Annotated in this window: 18 protein-coding genes; 11 read left to right on the top strand and 7 right to left on the bottom strand. The window is 68.4% G+C overall.

Annotation, left to right across the window (positions count from 1 at the left end; translation table 11 throughout):
• The first annotated feature begins 538 nt into the window (after window positions 1-538).
• From ABIA71_RS19055 to ABIA71_RS19025, 7 genes are all read left to right on the top strand, one after another.
• Window positions 539-973, top strand: coding sequence for a MarR family winged helix-turn-helix transcriptional regulator (locus ABIA71_RS19055; protein ID WP_354287334.1), 435 nt, complete (start codon window positions 539-541; stop codon window positions 971-973).
• Entirely contained in the window at window positions 970-2,196 is a 1,227-nt protein-coding gene (locus ABIA71_RS19050; RefSeq protein ID WP_354287332.1) for an MFS transporter, read from the top strand. The genes ABIA71_RS19055 and ABIA71_RS19050 overlap by 4 nt, the downstream gene beginning before the upstream one ends.
• Window positions 2,197-2,209: 13 nt before the next feature.
• Window positions 2,210-2,437, top strand: a complete 228-nt coding sequence (locus ABIA71_RS19045) for a hypothetical protein (RefSeq protein ID WP_354287330.1) — start codon at window positions 2,210-2,212, stop codon at window positions 2,435-2,437.
• 97 nt (window positions 2,438-2,534) lie between these two features.
• The gene (locus tag ABIA71_RS19040) at window positions 2,535-3,101 is read left to right on the top strand and encodes a TetR/AcrR family transcriptional regulator (protein WP_128095414.1); all 567 of its coding nucleotides are present in this window, start codon (window positions 2,535-2,537) and stop codon (window positions 3,099-3,101) included.
• Complete coding sequence (locus ABIA71_RS19035) at window positions 3,098-4,783, top strand: MFS transporter (protein WP_354287344.1); 1,686 nt, start codon at window positions 3,098-3,100, stop codon at window positions 4,781-4,783. Before ABIA71_RS19040 ends, ABIA71_RS19035 begins: the two co-directional genes overlap by 4 nt.
• 8 nt (window positions 4,784-4,791) lie before the next feature.
• The gene (locus tag ABIA71_RS19030; protein WP_354287328.1) at window positions 4,792-5,985 is read left to right on the top strand and encodes an HlyD family secretion protein; all 1,194 of its coding nucleotides are present in this window, start codon (window positions 4,792-4,794) and stop codon (window positions 5,983-5,985) included.
• Window positions 5,982-6,110, top strand: a complete 129-nt coding sequence (locus ABIA71_RS19025; protein WP_354287326.1) for a hypothetical protein — start codon at window positions 5,982-5,984, stop codon at window positions 6,108-6,110. The genes ABIA71_RS19030 and ABIA71_RS19025 overlap by 4 nt, the downstream gene beginning before the upstream one ends.
• 511 nt (window positions 6,111-6,621) lie before the next feature.
• Here the strand turns inward: ABIA71_RS19025 and ABIA71_RS19020 are convergent.
• From ABIA71_RS19020 to creB, 7 genes are all read right to left on the bottom strand, one after another.
• On the bottom strand, window positions 6,622-7,107 hold the full coding sequence (locus tag ABIA71_RS19020; RefSeq protein WP_228886659.1) for a Fur family transcriptional regulator: 486 nt from the start codon (window positions 7,105-7,107) through the stop codon (window positions 6,622-6,624).
• 16 nt (window positions 7,108-7,123) lie between these two features.
• Window positions 7,124-8,527, bottom strand: a complete 1,404-nt coding sequence (gene gltX / locus ABIA71_RS19015; RefSeq protein ID WP_354287324.1) for a glutamate--tRNA ligase — start codon at window positions 8,525-8,527, stop codon at window positions 7,124-7,126.
• Window positions 8,528-8,615: 88 nt separating this feature from the next.
• Entirely contained in the window at window positions 8,616-10,184 is a 1,569-nt protein-coding gene (locus tag ABIA71_RS19010) for a M20/M25/M40 family metallo-hydrolase (protein ID WP_354287342.1), read from the bottom strand.
• Between the two features lie 168 nt (window positions 10,185-10,352).
• On the bottom strand, window positions 10,353-10,763 hold the full coding sequence (locus ABIA71_RS19005; RefSeq protein ID WP_354287322.1) for a hypothetical protein: 411 nt from the start codon (window positions 10,761-10,763) through the stop codon (window positions 10,353-10,355).
• 10 nt (window positions 10,764-10,773) lie between these two features.
• On the bottom strand, window positions 10,774-12,093 hold the full coding sequence (gene creD / locus ABIA71_RS19000) for a cell envelope integrity protein CreD (protein WP_354287321.1): 1,320 nt from the start codon (window positions 12,091-12,093) through the stop codon (window positions 10,774-10,776).
• A 99-nt stretch (window positions 12,094-12,192) separates the two neighbouring features.
• Window positions 12,193-13,653: a two-component system sensor histidine kinase CreC gene (gene creC, locus ABIA71_RS18995; RefSeq protein WP_354287319.1), complete on the bottom strand. Its 1,461-nt coding sequence runs from the start codon at window positions 13,651-13,653 to the stop codon at window positions 12,193-12,195.
• Between the two features lie 3 nt (window positions 13,654-13,656).
• Window positions 13,657-14,346, bottom strand: a complete 690-nt coding sequence (gene creB, locus ABIA71_RS18990) for a two-component system response regulator CreB (protein ID WP_354287317.1) — start codon at window positions 14,344-14,346, stop codon at window positions 13,657-13,659.
• 45 nt (window positions 14,347-14,391) lie between these two features.
• Between creB and ABIA71_RS18985 the strand changes: the two genes are divergently transcribed.
• From ABIA71_RS18985 to ABIA71_RS18970, 4 genes are all read left to right on the top strand, one after another.
• Complete coding sequence (locus tag ABIA71_RS18985) at window positions 14,392-15,249, top strand: 23S rRNA (adenine(2030)-N(6))-methyltransferase RlmJ (protein ID WP_137188950.1); 858 nt, start codon at window positions 14,392-14,394, stop codon at window positions 15,247-15,249.
• Between the two features lie 95 nt (window positions 15,250-15,344).
• Window positions 15,345-15,890 (top strand): GNAT family N-acetyltransferase, encoded by a 546-nt coding sequence (locus ABIA71_RS18980; protein ID WP_038689569.1) that lies wholly within the window; start codon window positions 15,345-15,347, stop codon window positions 15,888-15,890.
• 99 nt (window positions 15,891-15,989) lie between these two features.
• On the top strand, window positions 15,990-19,457 hold the full coding sequence (mfd, locus tag ABIA71_RS18975; RefSeq protein ID WP_354287315.1) for a transcription-repair coupling factor: 3,468 nt from the start codon (window positions 15,990-15,992) through the stop codon (window positions 19,455-19,457).
• Between the two features lie 82 nt (window positions 19,458-19,539).
• Entirely contained in the window at window positions 19,540-20,061 is a 522-nt protein-coding gene (locus ABIA71_RS18970; RefSeq protein WP_038689572.1) for a kinetochore Spc7 family protein, read from the top strand.
• Window positions 20,062-20,130: the final 69 nt, after the last annotated feature.

Here is a 20,130-nt window from a genome sequence, read left to right as displayed (position 1 = left end):
GGTGTGTGGGTTCACGGGACACGCTGCAAGTACGTCCATGTAAGCTCCGTCGCGCCATCCATGGCGCTCAGGGTCCCGTGAACCCACACACCCCCACCCTCGACAGTTGGTTGGTGGCCGTGGAAAAACCGACAGCAACAACAACAACAGCAAGATCAACAGCTAGAGCAACTACTAGATCAACGGCCGCTCCGATAACCAATGCGAGCGTCGCAGTAAACAAAAGCCGCGATGCCCAGCGGTTTGCCAGCACGCGCGTGATCTGTGAGATGGGTGGCGGGTACGTGGTTCCAGGACCGTTGGGCGCCATGGATGGCGCCCACGAGCCCCCAGGGATGGGTTCACGGCGTGTCCTGGAACCGCGTACCCGCCACCCATTCACGCCAACCACCGGCCACCGCCAAACCCGGCTTCGGCTTCGGCTTCAGCTCCGGCTTCAGCTCCGGCTTCAGCTCCGGCTCCGGCTCCGGCCCAGGCACTTGACCTTTTACGTGCATATACACGTATGATCCAGCCAGACCACCCAGCGCGCCCCGCCATGGACCCCACCACCGCCAGCCCGTGCACCTGCTTCCGCCTGCGCCGCGCCTCGCGCCAGCTCTCGCAGATCTACGACAGCTACCTCGCGCCCGCCGGACTCAGCCTCAACGCCTACTCCATCCTGCGCCGCGCCCCCACGCCCCGCCAGCTTGGCGACCTCGCCGACGCCCTCGGCATGGACCGCACCACCCTCACCCGCAACCTCAAACCCCTCCTCCTCGCCGGCTGGCTCCAGGAACAGCGCGGTCACGACGCCCGCCAACGCCTCATCGCCATCACCCCCGCCGGCAAAGCCGTCCTGCGCCGCGCCCGCCCGCTCTGGCAGCGTGCCCAGAGCCACGTCGAAAACGCCTTCGGCCCCCTCCTCACCGCGCAGCTCAACACCCTCCTCGACCAGCTCGACCACGCCCTCCCCGAGGGAGCCCCCGCATGACCGCCCCGCGTGCACCGACCCTGCACTGGGGCCTGCTCGTCGCTGCCTCCGCCATCCTCATGGTCACCATGGGCGTGCGCCAGACCAGCGGCCTCTACCTCGACCCCATCCACCGCAGCACCGGCGTCAGCATTGTTGAAATAAGCTTCGCCCTCGCCATCGGCCAGTTCGTCTGGGGCGCCGTGCAACCCGTGTTCGGCGCCGTGGCCGACCAGCGTGGCGCGCTCCCCGTACTCCTGTTCGGTGGCGTCCTGCTCGCCATCGGCCTCCTGCTGGCCCCCTACCTCACCAGCCCGCTCGGCCTCAGCTTCAGCCTCGGCCTGCTCATGGCCGCCGGCGCTGGCGCCGGCAGCTTCTCGGTGCTGATCGGCGCCACCGCGCATCGCCTGCCCGCTGAAAAACGCTCCTTCGCCGCCGGCCTCATCAACGCAGGCGGCTCGCTGGGCCAGTTCGTGTTTGCCCCGCTCGTGCAATGGATCATCAGCAGCGCCGGCTGGGCCCGCGCCATGTTCACCATGGCCGCCATCACCCTGCTCTCCCTGCCCCTGGCCTGGCCGCTGCGCCGCCGTCCTGGCGACCATGCCGCCGGCGCCGGCACCGACGACGACGGCGGCCTGCGCGCACAACTGCGCCTGGCCGTGCGCGACCGCAGCTACTGGTGCCTGCACCTGGGCTTCTTCACCTGCGGCCTGCACATCGCCTTCCTGGTTACCCACCTGCCCGGCGAAATCGCCCTGTGCGGGCTGTCGCCCACCGTCGCCTCCACCTCCATCGCGCTGATCGGCCTGTTCAACATCGCCGGCAGCCTCATCGTCGGCGCGCTCGGGCAGCGCTACCGCATGAAGTACCTGCTGTTCTGGATGTACGCCAGCCGCGCGGTGATGATCGGCCTGTACCTGGTCGCCCCACCTACCCCGACCACCTTCTATGTGTTCTCCGCCGCGCTCGGCTTCACCTGGCTGGCAACCGTCCCGCCCACCGCCGGCCTGGTCGGCAAGCTGTTCGGGCCGCGTTATCTAGGCACGCTGTTCGGCCTGACCCTGCTCTCGCACCAGCTCGGTGGCTTCTTCGGCGCGTGGCTGGGTGGCGTGGCGCTGGCCCATTCGGGCAACTACCTGTGGATGTGGTACGCCGACATCGCACTGGCCGCCATCGCCGCCGTGGTCAACCTGCCGATCCGCGAAGCGCGCTATGGTTGTCATGGCGTCCCCACCTCCCGTTGATGCCGGTGCACCGATGACCCATTCCCTCCCTGCCGGTTCACGCCTGGACCGTGACGCCCTGATCGCCCTCATCGCGCGCATCCAGGCTGCAGCGGGCAGCGAACGGGACACCGATGCCGATATCCAACGGCTGGTCGACGCCGTGCTTGATCCGGACGCGGTGAACTACATTTTCTTCGAGGACCTGTCCGCGCCCCAGATCGCCGACCGGATCCTGCAGTACCGTCCACTGGCGCTGTGACCTGACGGCTTCACGCGCTGCAGACCTTTCCGCACCCTGCCCTACCCCCGCTGCACCGGCCCCTTCCGCTGCGGACATTTTCGTCCGAAAATGCCGCATGACCTCCCAACGTGCCGATGCGGCTGCGCGCCGCGCCCTCATCCTGGACGCCGCCGATGCGGTGTTCGGGCAGCATGGTGTCACTGCCCCGCTCGATCTGGTGGTTGAACGTGCGCAGGTGGGCCGCGCCACCCTGTACCGCAATTTCCCCGACCGCACCGCGCTGGTGGAGGCACTGCTGCAGCGTACGGTGGCCCGCATCAACCGCCAGGTGCAGAGCCTGGGCGAGCGCGATGACGCGTTGTTCGAGGTACTCGAAGGCATGGCCGCCCGCATCGTGCAGTCGCCTGCGTTGTCGGACTACTGGCGCGCGGTGGATCCGGATGACCCGGCCATCAAGGCCGCCCGGCACACCATCTGGGGTCTGCTGGAAGCGCCGATCCAGCGCGCCATCGCCGCCGGCCTGTGCCGTGCGGATCTGCAGGTGACGGACATTTCACTGATCTCAGGCATGCTGGGAGCCGCGCTGCGTGGCAAATCCCGCGAAGAGCGGGCCAAGCTGGTGGCGCGCGCCCTGCAGTTGCTGCGTACCGGACTGCAGGGACCCGTCGACGCGGAGGGCTGATGGCGCAGTACCTCAAACCGATCCCGGACTGGGAAGACCACGAGAAGCCGACCCTGCCCGGCTCGGCGTCGATGCCGTGGCATCCGTGGCACCGGCGCGTGGCCTATGCCGCCGTAGCGCTGCTGGTGGGCATCACCGGTGGCCTGGGCAATGCGCTGGTCACCGCCAACCTGCCCTTCATGCAGGGCCAGCTCGGCCTGACCCCGGCGCAGGGCAGTTGGCTGGTGGCCGCCTATGCGATGGTCAACGTCACCGCCAACCTGCTCGCCTTCAAGTTCCGCCAGCAGTACGGCATCCGCCTGTTCGCCGAAATCGGCCTGGGCCTGTATGCCGCGCTGGCGGTGCTGCACCTGTTCGTGGGCAGCTATGAAACCACCGTACTGACCCGCGCGGCCAGCGGCTTTGCCGGCGCCGCCTGCAGCACCTTGGGCACCCTGTACATGCTGCAGTCGCTGCCGCGCAAATACACCGGCAACCTGCTGGTGATCGGGGTGGGCATCTCGCAGTTGGCCGTGCCGATCGCCTGGCTGGTGTCGCCGGGGCTGGTGGACACCGGCCAGTGGCACACCCTGTACCTGTTCGAGGCCGGCCTGGCCCTGTGCGCGTTCGCGGCGGTGGTGGTGCTGAAGCTGCCGCCGGGCGTGCAGATCAAGGCGTTCGAGCCGTTGGACTTCCTCACCTTCGCCCTGCTCGCCCCGGCAGTGGGCCTGCTGGTGGTGGTGCTGGCCCAGGGCTACGTGCGCTGGTGGCTGGATACGCCGTGGCTGGGCTGGGCACTGGTGGCTTCCATCACGTTGGCCACCGCCGGCTTCATCCTCGAGCACTACCGGCGCAACCCGCTGCTGCAGACGCGGTGGCTGGCCAGCCTGCCGGTGCTGCACTTCATCGTCGGCGCGTTCCTGATCCGCTTCCTCACCACCGAACAGTCGTACGGCGTGGTCGGGTTGATGCGCCAGCTGGGCATGGGGCCGGACCAGATGCGCCCGCTGTTCGGGGTGATCCTGGCCGGCGTGATCACGGGCATCGCGGCGGCCTCGCTTACGTTCGGCCCCAAGCGCATCATCGCCCAGCTGCTGATGGCCATTCTGCTTCTGGGCAGCGCGGCCCTGCTCGACCAGAGCCGCACCAGCCTGGACCGCCCGCACGACTTCTTCGCCAGCCAGTTCCTGGCCTCGGTGGGCGCCGGCATGTTCATGGGGCCGTTGATCATGCTCGGCATCACCCAGGCATTGAAGCAGGGCGTGGACCACATGATCACCTTCCTGGTGACGCTGTCGATCACCCAGACCCTGGGCGGGCTGGCCGGCTCGGCGGTGCTGGGCACCTACCAGCTGCACCGCGAGCAGCTGTATTCCACGGCATTGGTCAGCCAGCTCGACCCGGCCGATGGCGTCGTCGCGCAGCGCCTGAAACAACAGCAGCAGCTCTACGCCGGGTTGATCACCGACCCGGTGCAACGCAGCGCGCAGGGCACGGCGCAGCTGGCGTTGACCGCCCGCCGCGAAGCCAACGTGCGCGCCTTCAATGACGTGTTCCGGCTCAGCGGCACGGTCGCGCTGGGCTTCCTGGGCTGGTTGCTGCTGCTGTCGGTGCGCACCGCCGTCGTCAAGCAGTGGCGCAAGCGCCACCCCTCGCCCCCTTCCCCTTCAGTCGCGGCGCCGTTGCCCGCACCGCCCCGATGAGTCCCCCCATGCCCACACCCCCGCCCCGCGACGACAGCGCACCCGAGAACGTCAACCCGGCCCCGCCGACCGATGCCGCCCCCGCCGGCAGCACGGGCGCAGCGGGCGCGGTGCCGCCGCCGAGCGCGCCCAAGTACCTCAAGCCCAGCACCCGCAGCGTGGTGATCATGATCGTGATTGCGCTGCTGGGCATCGCGCTGATCCTGCGCGCGTGGTCGCTGTGGCCGTTCGACAGCACCCGGGTGAGCACCGACAACGCTTACGTGCGCGGCCAGATCACCGTGCTGGCGCCGCAGGTCAATGGCTATGTCACCGAGGTGCTGGTCAAGGACTTCCAGCATGTCAAACAGGGCGATCCGCTGGTGCGCGTCGATGACCGCATCTACAAGGAAAAAGTGGCCCAGGCCCAGGCCGACCTGGACAGTGCCAAGGCCGCGCTGGCCAACTCCGACCAGGCCCAGGCGCAGAACCGTGCGCAGATCGGTGCGGCACAGGCCAACCTTGTCGCCGGCCAATCGGAGCTGGCGCGGTCGCGCACCGAGCTCAAGCGCTATGAAGCACTCGCCGCGCAGCAGCTGGTGGCGCTCAGCGACCGCGACAAGCTGCGCACCGGTGCGCAATCAGCGCAGGCGACCGTGCTGCAGTCGCAGGCGCAGATCCGCATCGCCGAGGAAACACTGACCTCCACGCAGGTGGCACGCAAGAGTCTGGAGGCCCGCGTGGAAACCGCGCAGGCGCAGCTGGAACTGACCCGGATCGACCTGGCCAACACCGTCATCCATGCCCCGCGCGATGGCCAGATCAGCGAAGCCTCGGTGCGCCTGGGCCAGTACGTCACGGCCGGCTCGCAGCTGCTGTTCCTGGTGCCGGACACGCTGTGGGTGGTGGCCAACTTCAAGGAAGGCCAGACCTGGAAGATGCGCATCGGCCAGCCCGCCTCGTTCAAGGTGGACGCCTTCGACGGTGAAAAGCTGCACGGGCACATCGAGCAGATCGCCCCGGCCACCGGCTCGGAGTTCAGCGTGCTGCGCCCGGACAACGCCAGCGGCAACTTCACCAAGGTGGTGCAGCGCCTGCCCATCCGCATTTCCATCGACCCGGACCAGCCGCTGGCCAAGCGGCTGCGCCCGGGCATGTCGGTAGTGGTGAAGGTGGATACGGCGGCAGACGGCAGCGACACCGCCGCGGCCGAGCGCCGGTGAAGTTGAACGCACTGGCGCAGAAGGCGGCCAAGGGCAGCGCGCCGGCGGCTTACGGTGGTGCGCTGGAGGTGGGGCAGCTGATCGCCGGGGCAGCCACGCATGGCGTGGTTCTGCCAAGGGGATGATTGATCCGGGACATCGCGCAAAGAAGGCTCTTCTCCGCGTCTTGCTGCAAGGGCGGGTGCCGGGGTGTGCAGGCGCCGTTTGGATCGGCTGGCGTCTCCGATCGGGCCGGTCGCGAGCGTGAGGGCCCCGCAGCAGCCGGTAGGCCCCTGGCGCAAATGTCCCCCGGCCGCGTCGCGGCCTCCTCCTTTACTTTGCCCAGGAGCCTACCGGCTGCTACGGGGCTCTGCTTTCGGTAAGCACGGGGCCAGGCTTTTCTGGTGCTATCGGTGGGTCGGGCGCTGGGCCCCCATGCCCTTGGAGGCGAAGTAAAGGATGAGGGGGCGGCCGCAGGCCGACGCCGGGGGCGTCGCCGGAAAGGGCATGGGGGCCCAGCGCCCGACCCGCCGACGGCCGGACCTGGAAAGCGTCAAACGGTGTTTCTGCTTGTCCCGCAGATGGGCGAAGAAGCAAAAAAAAGCCGCGCAGGGCGCGGCGATTTTTGCAGCGAGCGCACCGACCAACGGTCGGTACCTACCCGGCGCAGCGCGCGCAGAGGCCGTGCACTTCCAGGGTCTGCGCCTGCGGCTGGAAGCCCAGCTCCTTGGCGCGCTTTTCCAGCTGGCTCACGATCTCCTTGTCTTCCAATTCCACCGCACTGTGGCAGCTGTTGCAGATCAGGAACGGCACCGAATGCTGCGCGCTGCTGGGATGGTGGCAGGCCACGAACGCGTTGACCGATTCGAGCTTGTGCACGAAACCGTTGGCCATCAGGAAATCCAGCGCGCGGTACACCGTGGGCGGGGCGTCGGCACCGACGCCCTTGCCGCTGCGCACCCACTCCAGCAGTTCGTACGCCTTGACCGGCTTGCCGGCCTCGGCGATGAGACGCAGCACGTTGGCGCGGATCGGGGTCAGGCGCAGCCCGCGTTCCGAGCACACGCGCTCCACCACCTTCACGAAGTCGGATGCGTCGTGGACGTGGTGGTGCGGAGCGGTACAAGCGGTTTTGGCAGGCATGCGCGGTCTCCTGTGGTCAGGCCGTCGGTACTTTAGTGAGTGCGACGTCGATGCGTTTCAAGGCCTCTTCACGCCCGGCCAGGAACACCGTCTGTGAAATGTCCGGGCTGACCTGGGTGCCGGTGATGGCCACGCGCAGCGGCTGCGCCACCTTGCCCATGCCGATCTCCAGCGCCGTGGCCACCTCGTGCAGCGCCACCGACACGCCCTCGGCGGTCCAGTCCGCAACCCCCGCCAGCAGCTCGCGGGCCTTGCCCAGCGCCAGTTCCGCGCCTGGCTTGAAGTGCTTGGCCACGGCCGCCTCGTCGTACTCGGTCAGCGGCTGGTACCAGACCACCGCCTTCTCGGCCATTTCCTTCAGGGTCTGCACGCGGTCGCGCAATGCCACCACCACGTCGGCCGGGGCCGGGCCGGCGGCCAGATCCAGGCCCAGCTTGTTCAGCTGGTAGACCAGGTGCGGGGCGATGCTGTCCGGCGTTTCGGTCTTCAGGAAGTGCTGGTTGACCCAGCCCAGCTTGGCCATGTCCAGACGCGCGGCCTTGGAGTTGCAGTTGGTCACGTCGAACAGGTCGATCAGCTCCTGGCGGCTGAACAGCTCCTGGTCACCGTGCGACCAGCCCAGCCGGGCCAGGTAGCTCAGCAGCGCGTCGGGCAGGTAGCCGGCGTCCTTGTACTGCATCACGTCGGCCGCGCCGGTGCGCTTGGACAGCTTGGCGCCCTGCTCGTCCAGGATCATCGGCATGTGGCCGAACTTCGGCACGGGTGCGCCGATGCCTTCGTACAGGTTGATCTGGCGCGGGGTGTTGTTGATGTGGTCATCGCCGCGGATCACTTCGCTGATGCGCATGTCCCAGTCGTCCACCACCACCGCGAAGTTGTAGGTGGGGAAGCCGTCCGGGCGGAAGATGACCATGTCGTCCAGCTCGCTGTTGGCGATCTCGATGCGGCCCTTGATCAGGTCGTCGAACACCACCGTGCCGTCCAGCGGATTCTTGAAGCGGATGACGCGGTTGGGGTCGTCCTTGTAGGGCAGGCCCAGGTCGCGCGCAGCGCCGTTGTAGCGTGGCTTTTCCTGCTTGGCCATCGCCGCTTCGCGCATTGCGTCGAGCTCTTCGCGGGTTTCGTAGGCGTAATAGGCCTTGCCGTCGGCGACCAGCTGCTCGGCCACTTCCAGGTACCGGGCCACGCGCTGGGTCTGGTAGATCGGGCCTTCGTCGTAGCCCAGGCCCAGCCAGTCCATCGCCTCCAGGATCGCGTCGATCGCGCCCTGGGTGCTGCGCTCGCGGTCGGTGTCTTCGATGCGCAGCACGAATTCGCCGCCACGGTGACGGGCCTCCAGCCAGCAGTACAGCGCGGTGCGGGCGCCACCGATGTGCAGGTAGCCGGTGGGACTGGGGGCGAAACGGGTGCGGCAGCTCATGGAAGGCTCGGGGAACGGGAATCCGCCGATTTTACCACTACCCCCGGGAGGGCACGGAGGAGGCCGTTGCCCCCTCCGTGCCGGCGCCTCACGGCTGCGGCTGCGGCTCGGGCTTGCGCGGGAAGGACGGCTCGCGCATGGCCGCGTGGTAGGCGAAGGACGCCACGATGGCGGCAGCCTGCTTCAGGTCTTCCGGTTCGGCGTGGTCCCAGGTATCGAGGTGGCTGTGGTGGACGTTGGTGAAGTAGTCCAGCCGGTCCTGGATGAACTGGAAGCCTGGCAGGCCGATCCGGTCGAAGCTGATGTGGTCGGTGCTGCCGGTGTTGCGGGTGGCCACGGTGGTGGCGCCCACGTCACGGAACGGGGCCAGCCAGGCCTCGAAGATCGGCACGGCCGCCATGTTCTCCTGCGCGTAGATGCCGCGGAAGCGACCCGAGCCGTTGTCCATGTTGAAGTAGACTTGGAACTTGCTGTAATCGCGGGTCTTCTGCAGGGCCCCGGTCGGCTCGCGCAACGAGGCCGGCAGCGCCTTCTGCGCCGCATCGGCAGGCTCCGGGAAGCCACCGAAGTGCTTGGCCACATAGGCCTGCGAGCCGATCAGCCCTTGTTCTTCGCCACTCCACAGGGCTACCCGGATGGTGCGCTTCGGCTTGGCGCCCGCAGCCTTGAGGATGCGCATGGCCTCCATCATCACCGCCACGCCGGCGGCATTGTCGGCGGCGCCGGTGCCGCTGTGCCACGAGTCCAGGTGCGCGCCGATCATCACCACTTCATCGGGCCTGCTGCTGCCGCGGATCTCGGCCAGCGTGTTGTAGCCGGGCTGATCGGTTTCGTCGGTGAAACGGGCCGCGACATCCACGCGCAGGCGCACGGGCTGCTTGGAATCCAGCGCACGTACCAGCGGATTGAAATGCTCGGCGATCATCGCCAGCTCGGGAATGCCCACCGATTCCCCGGCCTTGCGCGAGCCACCGCCGGCAACGCGGATGATGCCGTTGTCCCAGCCGCTGATGCTGATCGAGGCCAGTGCGCCTTCGGCGACGAAGAACGCGTTGACCTTGGCCGCCAGCGCCTGCTTCTCCTGGTATTCCTTGACCCGCTTGGCGCGGTCGGCCACCACGTCCTTGTCCTTGGGCAGGGTGAATTCCTGCAGGCCCTCCAGCGAAGTCGCGTCATGCCGGTGCGAATCGGCGTCGGTGCCCCGCTTGTACTCGCGCGCCTCGCCCAGCAGCAGAATCTTCCCGCGCAGCTTGCCGCGGTACTTCTCGATGTCTTCGGGCTTCTTGATGTCCACCTGCACCAGTTCGCCCTCGACCGGGCCGCGGGTGCCCGGCGTCCACGCCTTGGGCAGCGCATGCAGCGGCTGCACGCGATCGCCCAGCATCTCCACGCTGGCCGAGGTGAACTCCCAGCCACGGCCGAAGCCATCGAAGGCTTCGTCGTGGACGTTGTCCAGCTTCCAGTCGTTGAATTTGCCGCGCGTCCAGGCGTTGGCCCGGCCCATCGCCGGCGAGTTGGTCAGGCGCGGCCCGATGCGCTCGGTGAGATAACTGAAGGTGTCCATCACCTGGGACTGGTGGAAGGCCTGCTGGCGGATCTTGCCCACCATGTCCAGGTCCACCGCTTCGCGCTGCTGCGCCGTTGCATTGCCCCCCATCGCCAGCGCTACCGCCAGTACACCCCACTTCAGCCCGCTCCACTTCACCACGCCCCACCCCGGCCCTTCGGCATTGCTCGTCGAACCGTCGAGTCTAGCCAGCGCGCGCGCCGGGCCCCCGTCCCATCGGTCATGTGCGCACGCAGGGATAGGCCCGGCCGACGCCACTCAGCCGGTCCAGCCCAGCCACAGTTGAGCGCTGCCTGGCACCAGCAACAGCCAGTGCCGGCGGTCGACGCTGCTGCAGCCATACACCGCGGCGTGCGCCGGCCAGTCCATCGGCAGCCCGGCGGTGCCAATCTCGGCCAGCGCCGCGCTGCCGGCCTTCCAGGGCCGGTAGCGCGGCACTTTCCCGGCCAGGGCACCGCGGCCTTGGCGTGCACCGGACAACCAGTCCAGGCCTTGCCGCTGCACCCCTTCGCAGGTCCGCGCCGCCAGCTTGAAGCGCACCAGCCCGGGAGCGATACGCGCCCCCGGCAAGGCCGCCAGCACGCTGCTGGCCTGCAGCAGTGCGTCCACTTCCAGCAGTTCGGGAATGCCCTGCCATGCGCGTTGCCGCAACCCGTTGCGCCAGCTCATGTGCCGCTCCTTACTTCAGGCTCGCGCCGACTTCGTACCAGTCGATCCGGCGGGTGATCCACATGGCACTGGCCAGCACGCCGAACAGCAGCAGCGAGCCCATCAGCAGCGCGTTGTTCTCCGAGATCAGCAGGCCGTACAGCGCGCCGTACAGCACGGTGAGCATGCCGGCAAAGCCCAGGCCGCGCGCCCAGCTCTTCAACACCCCCGACAGATACACCGCCTGCACCCCGATGCAGGCCACCGCCGACACCAGATAGGCCAGCCAGAACGGAATGTGTTCGGACAGGCTGAGCAGCAGCAGGAAGAAGATCGCCAGGGCCAGGCCCACCATCAGGTACTGCAGCGGATGGATGCGCAGGCGCTTGATCAGCTCGAACAGGATGAACCCGACGAAGGTGAGCAGGATGAAGAGGATGCCGTACTTGCTGGCGCGATCGGCCTGGGTGTAGATGTCCACCGGGTTGACCAGTTCAACGCTGACCGTTTCCGGGTCCAGGTCCTTGCTGTCGCGCAGCTGGCGCTGTGCTTCGGAGGCCAGCGAGGACACCGCCCACTGCGCGTCGAAGCCGGTGTCGGTCACGGTGCGCTGGTTGGGCAGGAAGCTGCCGCCGAACAGCGGGTGCGGCCACGGCGAGCGGATCGCGATGCGACTGTCATCCCCCACCGGCACCACCGCCAGCGAACGGGTGCCGTCAAGCACCATGTCCAGCTGCAGGCGGCTGCCCTTGAGCAGGCCGCCGATGCTGTCGTCGAAGTCGCGCAGCGGCACGTGCAGGCCCTTGCCCAGGCCGGTGACGTCACCGATGCCCGGCTGCAGCGTCAACGCCTGGCCATCGACCTGCAACGTGGGCGAGCCAACCAGGCCGCGCAGGTCGGCGATGCCCACCGCCAGGTACGGTGTGCCATACACGCGCCCGGCCTTGATGGGATAGTCGTCGTCGGCGAACTCGGCGGTGATCTTCGCCTTCCAGCTGTACACCGGCACCCGGAACAGGCCGACCCGACGTTCGTCGGGCTGCATCTGCCCGTCCACCCGCAGCGTGGCCGGCATCTGCAGCCAGTAGCTGTGCTCGGTCTGGATTTCCTTCTTCTTGTTGCCGGCCGCGTCGACCACCTCGACCTCGCGCGTGTCCGTCCACGGCACCACGCGCACCGGACCGGTCAGGGTCTGCGCACCGGCGCGGCTCTGCGACACCCGCAGGTAGGCCTCGTCGCGGTACGCCTCGCGCTCCTTGATCACGCCCTTGATCATCATCAAGGGAATCAGCAGCAACAGGATCAGGCCGCCGACAATGGCGAACCGCAACAGCATTTTCAGGGATTTCATGGCCCGTCCTCGGTTGGGAGGGGGCCAGCTTCGGGCGCGGTGGTGTGCGGGGTTTGTGCTGAGTTTGAAGTCTGTGTGAAGTGCCTGCCGCGCCTGGGCTCAGCGCCGGATCGGCGCGCCCGGGTCGCGCATTGGCAACCACAGCGATGCCAGTGCACCGCCGCCTTCGCGGTTGCGCAGCTGCACCCGCCCACCATGCAGGCGCGCCACCTCCTGCACGAACGACAGGCCCAGGCCGGAGCTGCGCAGGCCGGTGGCTGGCCGCGCCAGCGAATAGAAGCGCTCGAACACGCGGTCCAGTGCGTAGTCGGGCACGCCGCTGCCGCGGTCGGCCACGCGCAGCACCACGCCGTCGCCTTCGCGCGCGGCGCTCAACTGCAGGCGGCTGTCGGCACTGGAGAACGCCAGCGCATTCTCCAGCAGGTTGTTCAAGGCCTGGCGCAACAGATAGCCGTCGCCCTGGATGACCAGCCCATCCGGACCCTCCACGTCGATCGCCACCGCGGCGGCCTGCGCGCGCATCGCCACCGCACTGGCGGCCGCCTGCAGCAGCGGGCCCAGTTCGATGCGCTCGCGTTTCTGCAGCCAACCGTGCTGCTCCACTTCGGCCAGCACCAGCAGCTTGTCGATGGTTTCGGTGAGGCGCTGTTCCTGGCCCTGGATGCTGCGCGCGAAATGCACGCGGTCGGCATCGGGCAACGGTTCCTGCAGCAGTTCGGCCGCACCGCGGATCGCGGCCAGCGGGCTCTTCATCTCGTGGGTCAGCGACTGCACGTACTGCTCGACGTAAGCCTTGCCCTCCAGCTTGCGGCGCATGGTTTCCAGCGCCTGGCCGAGGTCGCCGATCTCATCGCGGCGCGGCTTTGGCGGTGGCACCGGTTCGCCGGCACTGACCGCCTTGGCGTAGCGGTTGAGCCGGTTCACGCCATGCATCAACCACGCCGTCATCAACAGCCCGATCAGCGCCGACAACCCGATCAACCACGCGCCCCGCTGCATGATGGCGCGCTGGCTGGCGGCAATGAACGGGTCGATGCTGCGATTGGGCTGGGCCAGGCTGAGCACGCCGATCAGGCGCTTTGCATCGGCCGGGTCATGGATCGGCGCGGCCACATGCATCACCGAATGCGTGTCGTCGCCAGGGGTTTCCGGGCTGGAGCGGGCGCCATATTCGCCGCGCAGGGTGCGGTAGACGTCGTTCCAGCGCGAGTTGTCGCGGCCAATGCCCTGGCCGGTGGAGTCGTACACCACGATGCCCTTGGCGTCGGTGATGGTCACCCGGTAATCCAGCGTGCGCTTGGGGAACCGCCACACCATCGCCTTGGGATCGCGGCGCTGCGCGCGGGCCAGGCTGGCCACGAATGGGCCATTGCGGATGCGCCCGGCCTTGAGGTCGGCGGCGGCCATCTCGGCCAGCACGTTGGCGGCATCGACCAGGGTCGACTCCATCGCCTGGCGCACGCCGGGCTTGACCTCGTTGACGAAGATGCGCATCACGAAGAACGCGGCGATGCCCACGATCAGGAAGAACCCCAGGAACAGCTTCAGGCCCAGCCGCATGGCTCAGACCTCCAGCGCGTAGCCGAGCCCGCGATGGGTGCGGATCGGGTCGGGGTCGGCGCCTGCGGCCCGCAGCTTGGCCCGCAGCGTCTTGACGTGGGTATCCACGGTGCGGTCGGCGCTGTCGGCGTCGGTATCCCAGCCCCGGTCCATCAGCTGGGCGCGGCTGAGGATGGACCCCGGGCGCTGCAGCAGCGCGGCCATCAGCGCGTACTCATAGCGGGTCAGTTCCAGCGGCTGCTCGGCAAAGCGGATGCGACGGCCCTCGCGGTCGATCGCAAAGCGGCCGTGCTGCTGCCAGCCGGCCTGCTCGGCCGGGGCGCTGCTGCGGCGCAGACGCGCGCGCACCCGGGCCACCAGTTCACGCGGCGAGAAGGGTTTGGCCATGTAGTCGTCGGCGCCCAGTTCCAGGCCCAGCACGCGGTCGAACTCGTCGTTGCGTGCAGTCAGGAAGATCACCGGCACCTCGCTGAAGGTGCGCAGGCTGCGACACACCTCGAACCCGCTCATGTCCGGCAGGCCCACGTCCAGCACCACCACGTCGAAGGTCTGCTGGCGCAGGGCCTCCAGCGCGCCGCCGCCGAGCAGGCAATGCTGGGCGCCGTAGCCTTCGCTGCGCAGGGCATACAGGACGGTGTCGGCGATGGCGGTTTCGTCTTCGACGACCAGGACGTTGTGCAGGGGGCGGTTCATGCGCGCAGCATAGCCGCTGGGCCCGCCGCCCCGTACACTGCGCCGATGAATTACCGCCACGCCTTCCATGCCGGCAACCATGCCGATGTGCTCAAGCACATCGTGCAGCTTGCCCTGCTCGACACCTTCAAGCGCAAGGACAGCCCGTTCTTCGTGCTGGACACCCACGGCGGCGCTGGCCGCTACCTGCTGGCCAGCGAGGAAAGCCGCAAGACCCTGGAGGCCGAGGACGGGGTGATGCGCCTGATGGCCCAGCCCACGCTGCCGGCGGTGGTCGAGCGCTACCTGAAGGCGGTCCAGGCCGACAACCCGGTCGGGGCCATGATCAGCTACCCCGGTTCGCCGCTGCTGACCGCCCGCGCCCTGCGCGAGCAGGACCGCATGGCGGTCTGCGAGGTGCAGGACGACGAGGCCGCCTCGCTGAAGGCGCTGTTCGCCCACGACAGCCGGGTCGGCGTTTACCACGCCGACGGCTATGCACAGAACCGTGCCCTGCTGCCGCCGAAGGCCAACGGCGTGAAGATCGGCCGCGGGCTGGTCCTGATCGACCCGCCCTACGAGGGCCAGGACGCCGAGTACCAGGCCATTCTGGCCTCGGTGAGCGAAATCCTGGGCCGCTGGCCACAGGCCACCTTCGCGATCTGGTTCCCGATCAAGCAGCGTCGCACCATCCTGCATTTCCTGCGCAAGGCCTGCGCGTTGCCGGTGAAGTCGGTGCTCACCGCCGAACTGCTGATCCGGCCGGACGACTCGCCGCTGCGGCTCAATGGCAGCGGCATGCTGCTGCTCAACCCGCCCTGGCAGTTCGACCAGGTGCTGGCGCCGGCCATGCCGGCGCTGAAGCAGTTCCTGGGCGAGGCCGGCGCCAGCACCCGGCTGCAGTGGCTCAAGCAGGCCGAATGAGCGTCCTTGCGCGCCCCTGAACGGCGTGAGCGTTCCGTTCACGGAACCGGCGCCCCGGGATGCGAGAATCCGAAGACCACCTAGGAATCACCGGTATGGCTACCCGTAACCGCATGCCGCCCTGGCACGAGATTTTCAAGGCACCCAGTGGCCACGAGCTGCTGATCCGCCCGATCCGCCCCGAAGACGGGGCGCCGCTGCATGCGGCCTTCAGCCTGTTCGGGCCCGAAGAGATCCGCGACCGCTTCCTGCAATCGGTGACCGAGCTGTCGCCGGAAACCACCCAGCGCCTGACCCACCCCAACCCGAAGAGCGAAATCACCCTGGTGGCGGCCGAGTCGCTGCCCGCCGGTGAAGCCGTGGTCGGCGCGGTGGCACGGGCCTCGATCATCCAGGGCACCCGCGAAGCCGAGTACGCCATCCTGGTCAGCCGCTTCCTGGTCGGCCAGGGGCTGGGCCGGCAGCTGATGCGCAAGCTGGTCAAGTGGGCGCGCGGCAAGTACCTGGACCGCCTGTACGGCGACGTGGCCGAAGAGAACGAGCCGATGAAGCAGCTGGCCGCTTCGCTCGGCTTCAAGCCGGTGCCGCACCCGCAGGGCACGCCCGGGTTGGTGCGCATGGTGCTGGAGCTCGACAGCTGAGGGAGTGCCGGCCGTAGTGCCGGCCGACACCCGCTCGCGATTGGCAACAGGCCGGGCTGACACGGCCGTGACTTCGGCGTCTGCTAAAATCGACGGTTCATGTCACGTCCCTCCTATCCCGCTCCGCCGCTGCCCCGTTCCGGCCAGCTCCGCGCCTGGTGGCGCGCTCCCGCTTCGGCCACGGCGTTGGCCTGGTATGTCGCCCGTGCCGCGGAGGTCCATGACGGGCCGCTGCTGGTCATCGCACGCGACAACCACGGGGCCAACCAGATCGAATCGGATCTGCGCACCCTGCTGGGCGGCGCCTCCGCGCTGCCGGTGGTGGCGTTCCCGGATTGGGAAACCCTGCCCTACGACGCCTTCAGCCCGCACCCGGACATCATCTCCCAGCGCCTGGCCGCGCTGCACCAGCTGCCCACGCTCACCCGGGGCATCGTGGTCGTGCCGGTGCAGACCCTGCTGCAGCGGCTGGCGCCGCTCAAGTACATCATCGGCGGCAGCTTCGACCTGAAGGTCGGCCAGCGCCTGGACCTGGATGCGGAGAAGCGGCGCCTGGAAGCGGCGGCCTACCGCAACGTGCCGCAGGTGATGGACCCGGGCGATTTCGCCGTGCGCGGCGGCCTGCTCGACGTGTTCCCGATGGGCGCACAGACGCCGTTGCGCATCGAGCTGCTGGACGAGGACATCGATTCGATCCGCGCCTTCGACCCGGAAAGCCAGCGCTCGCTGGACAAGGTTGATGCGGTGCGCATGCTGCCCGGCCGCGAAGTCCCGCTGGACGACCTGGCCGTGTCGCGGGTGCTGGCCACCCTGCGCGAACGCTTCGACGTGGATACCCGGCGCAGCGCGCTGTACCAGGATCTCAAGGCCGGGCTGGCCCCGGCCGGCGTGGAGTATTACCTGCCGCTGTTCTTCGACCAGACCGCCACCCTGCTGGACTACCTGCAGCCGAACGTGCTGCCGGTGATCGGCGCGGGCGTGGGCGAAGCGGCCGCTGCCTTCTGGGCGCAGACCGGCAACCGCTACGAGCAGCGCCGCCATGACGTGGAGCGCCCGCTGCTGGCGCCGCAGGAGCTGTACCTCAGCCCGGAAACACTGAATACCACGCTCAATGCGCTGCCCCGCATCGAGATCTGGAACGCCGACCACGCGCGCATCGACGACGCGCAGCCACTGGGCGACCAGCCGTTGCCGCCGCTGCCGGTGGCCGCGCGCGACGCACCGGCCGGCGAAGCACTGAAGTCCTTCATTGGCCACTACCCCGGCCGGGTGCTGATTGCCGCCGATTCGCCCGGGCGCCGCGAAGCGCTGCTGGAAGTGCTGCAGGCGGCCGAGCTGAAGCCGCCGGTGGTGGTCGACCTGCCCGCATTCCTGGCCGACGCCAGCAGCCGCTTTGCGATCACCGTGGCGCCGCTGGAAGACGGTTTCGCGCTGGACACGCCGCAGATCGCGGTGCTGACCGAGCGCCAGCTGTTCCCCGAGCGTGCCGGCACCACCCGCCGCAGCCGCCGGGTCGGGCGCGAGCCGGAAGCGATCATCCGCGACCTCGGCGAGCTCACCGAAGGCGCGCCGATCGTCCATGAAGACCACGGCGTGGGGCGCTACCGCGGCCTGATCGTGCTCGATGCCGGCGGCATGCCGGGCGAGTTCCTGGAGATCGAATACGCCAAGGGCGACCGCCTGTACGTGCCGGTGGCGCAGCTGCACCTGATCAGCCGCTACTCCGGCGCATCGGCCGAGACCGCGCCGCTGCATTCGCTGGGCGGCGAGCAGTGGAGCAAGGCCAAGCGCCGTGCGGCCGAAAAGGTCCGCGACGTGGCCGCCGAACTGCTGGAAATCCAGGCCCGCCGCCGCGCCCGCGCCGGGTTGGCGCTGCACGTGGACCGCTCGATGTACGAGCCGTTCGCGGCCGGCTTCCCGTTCGAGGAAACCCCCGACCAGCTGGCCGCCATCGACGCCACCCTGCGCGACCTGGCCAGCAGCCAGCCGATGGACCGCGTGGTCTGCGGCGATGTCGGCTTCGGCAAGACCGAAGTCGCCGTGCGCGCCGCGTTCGCCGCCGCCAGCGCCGGCAAGCAGGTGGCCGTGCTGGTGCCGACCACGCTGCTGGCCGAGCAGCACTACCGCAACTTCCGCGACCGTTTCGCCGACTGGCCGCTGCGCGTGGAAGTGCTGTCGCGCTTCAAGACCACCAAGGAAATCAAGGCCGAGCTGGAGAAAGTGGCCGCCGGCACCATCGACGTCATCATCGGCACCCACCGCCTGCTGCAGCCGGACGTGAAGTTCAAGGACCTGGGCCTGGTGGTGGTGGACGAGGAGCAGCGTTTCGGCGTGCGCCAGAAGGAAGCGCTGAAGGCGATGCGCGCCAACGTGCACCTGCTCACGCTCACCGCCACCCCGATCCCGCGCACCTTGAACATGGCCATGGCCGGGCTGCGCGACCTGTCGATCATCGCCACCCCGCCGCCGAACCGGCTGGCGGTACAGACCTTCATCACCGCCTGGGACAACGCGCTGCTGCGCGAAGCGTTCCAGCGCGAGCTGGCCCGTGGTGGCCAGCTGTACTTCCTGCACAACGACGTGGAAAGCATCGGCCGCATGCAGCGCGACCTGGCCGAACTGGTACCCGAGGCCCGCATCGGCATCGCGCACGGGCAGATGCCCGAGCGCGAGCTGGAACGGGTGATGCTGGACTTCCAGAAGCAGCGCTACAACGTGCTGCTGTCGACCACGATCATCGAATCGGGCATCGACATCCCCAACGCCAACACCATCATCATCAACCGCGCAGACCGCTTCGGCCTGGCCCAGCTGCACCAGCTGCGCGGTCGCGTGGGTCGTTCGCACCACCGCGCCTATGCCTACCTGGTGGTGCCGGACAAGCGCGCGATGACCCCCGACGCGCAGAAGCGTCTGGATGCGATCGCCTCGATGGACGAACTGGGCGCCGGCTTCACCCTGGCCACCCACGACCTGGAAATCCGCGGTGCCGGCGAACTGCTCGGCGAAGACCAGAGCGGCCAGATGGCCGAGGTGGGCTTCAGCCTGTACACCGAACTGCTGGAACGCGCGGTGCGCAGCATCCGCCTGGGCAAGCTGCCCGACCTGGATGCCGGCGAAGAAGTGCGCGGTGCCGAGGTTGAACTGCATGTGCCCGCGCTCATTCCCGACGACTACCTGCCCGACGTCCACACCCGCCTGACCCTGTACAAGCGCATCAGCAGCGCGCGCGACACCGATGAACTGCGCGAGCTGCAGGTGGAGATGATCGACCGCTTCGGCCTGCTGCCCGACCCGGCCAAGCACCTGTTCGCCATCGCCGAACTCAAGCTCCAGGCCAACGTGCTGGGCGTGCGCAAGCTGGAGCTGGGCGAGAATGGCGGGCGCATCGTGTTCGAGGCCAAGCCGGCCATCGACCCGATGGCGGTCATCCAGATGATCCAGAAGCAGCCCAAGCTGTACACCATGGACGGCCCGGACAAGCTGCGCATCAAGCACCCGCTGCCGTTGCCCGAAGACCGTTTCAGCGCGGCCAAGGCCCTGTTGTTGACCCTGTCGCCACGCTGATCCCCGCTTCCCCTGTGACCCTCCGCTTCTGCGGGCCGGAGGGTTTTTCGCCTGTTCTCTGCCCGCGACAAGGAGAGTTGCTTTGAAACGATTCCGTACCCTGCTGCTGGCTGCCAGCCTCGGCCTGTTGAGCGCCTGCGGTGGCAGTGGCAGTGGCATGAGCGCCAGCGAATACCTCACCGAGAACGTCGCCTTCTGGAACGGCGCTGCCAGCACCGTGCAGGAGTGGACCGTCGGCAACAAGAGCGAGCCGCTGCAGAAGGCGCTGGCCACCGGTGAGGGCCTGGACACGCTCAAGCCCGGCCTGGAACGTGCCCGCACCGAGATGCAGCAGTACCTGACCCGCATCGACCAGATGCCGCCGGACGAGGATGCCAAGGACGTGCACCAGAAGCTGCGCGCCTACGTGCAGAGCGCCGAAGAGATGTTCGGCATCCTGGTGGAAATGGCCGCGCTGCCGGCCGACAAGACCAAGGAGCAGGTCATGCCGCTGGCCGAGAAGCTGCAGACCGTCGGCAACCGTATCGATACGGAAATGCAGGCCCTGGACGCGGCGCAGGATGCGTACGCCAAGAAGCACGGCATCCAGCTGCAGAGGCATTGATTCCGCCGTTCCCGGTCGCTTCGGCGACCGGGAGCGTGGCCAGTATTTCCCGTGACCGATCACTCCCCC

It is taken from the genome of Stenotrophomonas sp. 2619 (genome assembly GCF_040548725.1).
In the GTDB taxonomy this organism is placed as follows: Bacteria; Pseudomonadota; Gammaproteobacteria; order Xanthomonadales; family Xanthomonadaceae; genus Stenotrophomonas; species Stenotrophomonas maltophilia_AP.
Note: the sequence above shows the minus strand (reverse complement) of the source record. Positions and strands in the feature narration are given on the sequence as shown.